Origin of the sequence: uncultured Meiothermus sp. (genome assembly GCF_937863175.1) — a bacterium.
Classification (GTDB): Bacteria; Deinococcota; Deinococci; order Deinococcales; family Thermaceae; genus Meiothermus.
Map to the genome: position 1 here is coordinate 1 of NZ_CALMCQ010000082.1, position 4491 is coordinate 4491.

General features: G+C 61.4%; 5 protein-coding genes. 1 reads left to right on the forward strand and 4 read right to left on the reverse strand.

Annotation, left to right across the window (positions count from 1 at the left end; translation table 11 throughout):
• Positions 1-77 precede the first annotated feature (77 nt).
• From Q0288_RS03195 to Q0288_RS03205, 3 genes are all read right to left on the reverse strand, one after another.
• A complete protein-coding gene (locus tag Q0288_RS03195; protein WP_299427080.1) occupies positions 78-893 on the reverse strand; it encodes a menaquinone biosynthetic enzyme MqnA/MqnD family protein in 816 nt (271 codons plus the stop codon).
• A 17-nt stretch (positions 894-910) separates the two neighbouring features.
• Positions 911-2062 carry an aminofutalosine synthase MqnE gene (gene mqnE / locus Q0288_RS03200; RefSeq protein ID WP_299427092.1) on the reverse strand — a complete coding sequence of 384 codons (1152 nt, stop codon included), beginning with the start codon at positions 2060-2062 and terminating at the stop codon, positions 911-913.
• Between the two features lie 100 nt (positions 2063-2162).
• Positions 2163-3191 (reverse strand): LacI family DNA-binding transcriptional regulator, encoded by a 1029-nt coding sequence (locus Q0288_RS03205; protein WP_299427083.1) that lies wholly within the window; start codon positions 3189-3191, stop codon positions 2163-2165.
• A gap of 303 nt (positions 3192-3494) precedes the next feature.
• Here Q0288_RS03205 and Q0288_RS03210 point away from each other — a divergent pair, with 303 nt between their 5' ends.
• On the forward strand, positions 3495-4079 hold the full coding sequence (locus tag Q0288_RS03210) for a glycerol-3-phosphate acyltransferase (protein ID WP_299427086.1): 585 nt from the start codon (positions 3495-3497) through the stop codon (positions 4077-4079).
• Here Q0288_RS03210 and Q0288_RS03215 read toward each other — a convergent pair.
• Positions 4076-4491: ankyrin repeat domain-containing protein (locus Q0288_RS03215; RefSeq protein WP_299427089.1), on the reverse strand; the 416-nt coding region annotated here is incomplete at its 5' end. The two genes, Q0288_RS03210 and Q0288_RS03215, sit on opposite strands and share 4 nt — an antisense overlap.

A 4491-nucleotide genomic window follows, 5' to 3' on the forward strand; every position in this document is an offset into this window, starting at 1 on the left:
TTTGAATCCGGGAGCACCCCCCTCCCGGACGGTCGGCGAAAAAAGCGTCTCCCTTTGGTCGGGTGGTGAAGCTGGTACTACACCTCCCAGTAGTCGTCAGGATAGGGAAGACCTACCGCCCTCGAGAAGGCCTGCAGCCCCAGCCGATCCGGTGCTTCCAGGTGGTAGCGGAAGTTCCACAGGTAGTGCTGCATCAGTCGTTCGGGCAGGTTCAGGCGCTGGGCCTCGGTGCCGGCCACTGCCGCCAGATTGCCCAGCCCCAGCGAGCGGGCCGCCCGCAGCCGACGAACAATTTCAGGGGGCGGGGGGGTGTTTTTGCGGGTGGCCCAGACGGCAAACACAAACGGCAGCCGGGTCTGCTCAAACCACTTTAGCGAGAGGTCGCTTATACGTATCCCCTCCACCACGGTCGGCACCTGGTGCACCGACTCGGGAATGATGGAGAGCAGGCCAAAATAGGTGCTGATGGCCCGGTCGCCGATCAGGAGCACCGCATCGTAGCGGTCTAGCAGCTCGAGCCCGCCCGGTTCGGGCAGATACTTCGCCTGGATGCCGTCGGTCTGTAGCAGGTATTGCAGCAACCGCACCGAGGTTGCACTCTCGGTGGTGAGGGCCACACGCTTCAGCTCGCTCCAGGGTTTGCGATGAAACAGGTTTACCGAGTAGACCGGCCCCAGATCCGCCACGCTAAAGTCGGGTAGGGGCCGCAGTTTATCGGCATGCTGCAAGTAGAAATACGACGAGACCAGGCTCAGGTCTACCGTGCCTTCCAACAGCCACTGGTTGAGTTCGGTGGGGACTCCATAGCGAAAGGAAACCCCATCCCCCTCCTCCAGAAAGTGGTAGAGCGGTGCGGTGTTGGCGTAGCGGGGAACTCCAAGAATGTAGCTCATAGCCGATAGCTGCTGGCTTATAGCAGAGGCCGTCTCGGACTATCCGCTATCGGCAACCGGCCATTCGCATAGACACGCAGCTCGTTGTAGAGTGCATCCCGCTCCACCGGAACCCGGCCAGCGGCCTGGATTAGCGTGACCATCTTTTGGCGGGAGAGGCCCAGCGGCGAGGTTGCGCCAGCGGCGTGGGCGATGTGTTCTTCGAGGATGGTGCCATCAATATCCGAGACCCCCCAGTCCAGCGCCACCTGCACCAGGTCGGAGGAGATCATCACCCAGTAGCCTTTGATATGCTCGAAGTTGTCGAGGTAGAGCCGGGCCACCGCCAGGTTGCGCAGGTCGTCGAGGCCAGTGGTGAACTCGGTCTTGCCCAGGTTGAAGGCCAGCGCGTTGGCGTCGGGCTGGAAGGCCAGCGGGATGAAGCTATAAAAGCCGCCGGTCTCGTCCTGAAGCTTGCGCAGCCGATCCATGTGATCCAGGCGTTCTTCCAGGGTCTCGATGTGGCCGTAGAGCATGGTAGCGTTGGTACGAATACCGAGGCGGTGGGCCTCGCGGTGGATTTGCAGCCACTCGTCGGCCTTGACCTTGTTCCGGGCAATCTGCTTGCGTACCCGTTCGGCAAAAATCTCGGCTCCGCCGCCGGGCAGCGCGACCAGGCCGGCTTCCTTAAGCTCACGCAAGACCTCGAGGGTGGGTTTTTTGCTGATTTTCGAGAGGTGCCCAATTTCGGCAGCAGTGAAGGCCTTAACCTGGATGCCCGGAAAGTTCTGGTTCAAGGCCCGCACCATCTCGGGATAGTAGCTCCAGGGGCGGTTGGGGTGGTGGCCGCTGGACATGTGCAGTTCGGTCAGGCCCGGCTCCCATTTCTGGTGCACCCTGGCGACCACCTCCTCCACGCTATAGTCCCAGGCCCGCTCCTCGCCTTTCCTGGCTGCAAAAGCGCAGAAAGTGCAGCCCACGTAGCAGAGGTTGGTGAACTCCAGGCGCATGGAGTGCACAAAATAGGTCTTGTCTCCGTGCCTGCGCTCGCGCACCCGGTTGGCCAGGCGCATCAGGGTGTTGTAGTCGGGGGTCTGGTAGAGCACCATCCCCTCGTCGAAGCTCAGGCGCTCCCCTGCCTCTATTTTTTCGATGATGGGCGGCAGCTTTGGATCGCGCAGGATAGGGATGAAACCAGAAGCATAAGCGGAGGTCGAAGCAGCATTCATTAGCAACAATCCTAGCACTGCCCGGTTGTGAAACCAGCCACCCGGCTAACCAGGGGTGCGGTCAGTCTGCGTAGACACCCTGAGGCTGGGTGGATCTGCGCACAATTAAGGTGGGCTCGAAGCGCCGGGCCCTGGGGCTGCCCTTGTAGCCGCGAATGCGGTCCAGTAACAGCCGGGCGGCCTCAGCCCCCATCTCTTCGATGGGCTGGGCCAGGGTGGACAGGCCCCGGGCAGCCGTCCAGGGGTGTCCATCAAAGCCCAGCAGGCGTATCTGCTTCCCGACCTCGAGGCCCTGGCGCTCCACTTCTTCCAGCACCCCCAGAGCCAGCAGGTCGGCCCCGGTGAAGATGTTATAGGGTGGTTTGGCCTGCCGCATGAAGTGTTGCAAGGCCAGCCGCCCGCCTTCGACCGAGAAACGCGACACGAAAACATGCGACTTGGGCAGGGACTTCCCCGCTTTCTGTAGCCCTTCACGAAAGCCTTCGATGCGCTCCTGGCCTACCGTGTTTTTCAGTACCTCGTCGAGTTCTTCTTGTACCTGGATGGCAAACATGGCGCCGGGGAAGTGGGCCAGGTGCTGGGCGGCCATCTGCCCACCCAGGCGGTTGTCCATAAAGGCCGAGTCGTAGCGGGGGCTGTAGGCATCCACCAGCACCACCGGGCGCTCGGTAGGGAACTTCTGGTCGGGCAGCAGGTGGGCCAGCCCCTGGGAGGAAACCAGCAGCCCATCGGTCTGGTAGGCCAGCGAGCGGCTCTCCAGATAGCGCTCGAGGCGGCTGGGGGAGAGAATGGGAAACAACGCAATTTCGTACCGTTCTTCCGCCAGAATATGCTCGATGCCCTCGAGCAGGCGGCTATAGAACTCGGTGGAGGCCACCGGCAGCACCACCGATACGGTGTAGCTCTTGCCACCGGCCACCCGGCGGGCATGGGGATTGGGGCTGTAGCCAAGGGTTGCCATCGCGGCCAGCACCCGGTTGCGGGTCTCATGACGGACAGAGGGGTGGTTGTTGAGCACCCGGCTCACCGTGCCGATACCGACCCTGGCAAGGTGGGCGACTTCGTGGATGGTGGGTTTACGTTTGGCCACTGTACGTTCCTTTTTGTATGGAAGCGTTTTCTTTCGAAAATTGAAATTAGTCTATCACACAGTCCTGGCCTCGTTGCTGGCCTGCGCAAGAAACCTGTTGCAATGTGAACCAGCCTGCAGGGGCTGTCTTTGCCGAAACATCCGACGCGCGGGGCTGCGCGGTCCAGAGTCACCCTTTGCTTTGACAGGCTCCGCACAAGCCCTGCACAGCCCTGAGTTTACCGAAGGATTAAAGGGGACACCGACGTATTTTTCAGATTTCATCAACTGCGCCTGGGCCAGACCCGGTACCATAAGGGCGGGATGACTATGGACGTACTCCTGGTTCTGGCTGCCTATCTGCTGGGCTCGCTAAGCTTTGGGCAAATTGCGGGCCGGATCAAAGGCTTCAACCTGGCCGACCGGGATACTCCGGGAGGCAGTGGAACCTACCGTCAACTGGGGGCGGTCTGGGGTGTGGCGGTGGTGCTGGCCGATGTGTTCAAGGGCGTCCTGGTGGCCTACCTGAGCCTGTTTGCCCAGGCCGCCTGGGCCATGCCACTGATGGGCGCGGCGGTGGTAGCAGGCCATAACTGGCCAGTTTATTTTGGCTTTCGCGGCGGGGGCGGAATTGCCCCCACCCTGGGGTTTTTTGGCTTTTTGTACCCCGGCATCGCACTGGTGGCAGTCGCCATTGGCCTGAGCCTGGCGGGTGTGTACTGGCTGGTTTTCTGGAGGAATCACCCCAAAAACTGGTATCCCCTTCCGGTGGGGGCCGCCTTTGGCTACCTGTACGCGCTGGTTGCCTTCTGGCCCACCGGCGCGGGATTCTGGGCCTTCCTGCTGGTCAGCCTGATGGTGCTGCTGCGCGGCCTGAACATCGCCCAGCGCAAACGCCTGAACCCCTAAAAACGCAGATCGTTGAGCCTCCAGAAGGCCGGGGTGTTCGTAAGTCTCTGGTTGTGTTGAATAAGATCCCATGCGGTTTCGCCTGCAAGGGTGTGTGCTCTGGGGTCGGCCCCCAGCTCCAGTAGCTTCAAAAGCACATCGGAGTTTTCTCCGTGCTTGGCGGCGTCGTGAAACGGTGTCCAGTCGTCGTTATCCCTTGCATTCACCTGGGCGCCCGCTCGAATGGCCTGTTCCAGGATGGCTGGGGTTGCGGTGCGCCAGAACCCGGGGCTCAGCAATGAGTTGGCCAGGGCAGTGCCTGAGAAGAGGAGGGGGTATTTGCACCTGGACTGGCACCATCGCAAAAGTGGAAATTGGCGCCGGAGCACGCACAAAATTACCGAAGTGTCATTCTGAGGCCGCCAGGCCGAAG

Coding starts and splice junctions, on each gene's coding strand:
- Q0288_RS03210 (WP_299427086.1), top strand. CDS start 3,495: ATGACTATGGACGTACTCCTGGTTCTGGCTGCCTATCTGCTGGGCTCG.
- Q0288_RS03195 (WP_299427080.1), bottom strand. CDS start 893: ATGAGCTACATTCTTGGAGTTCCCCGCTACGCCAACACCGCACCGCTC.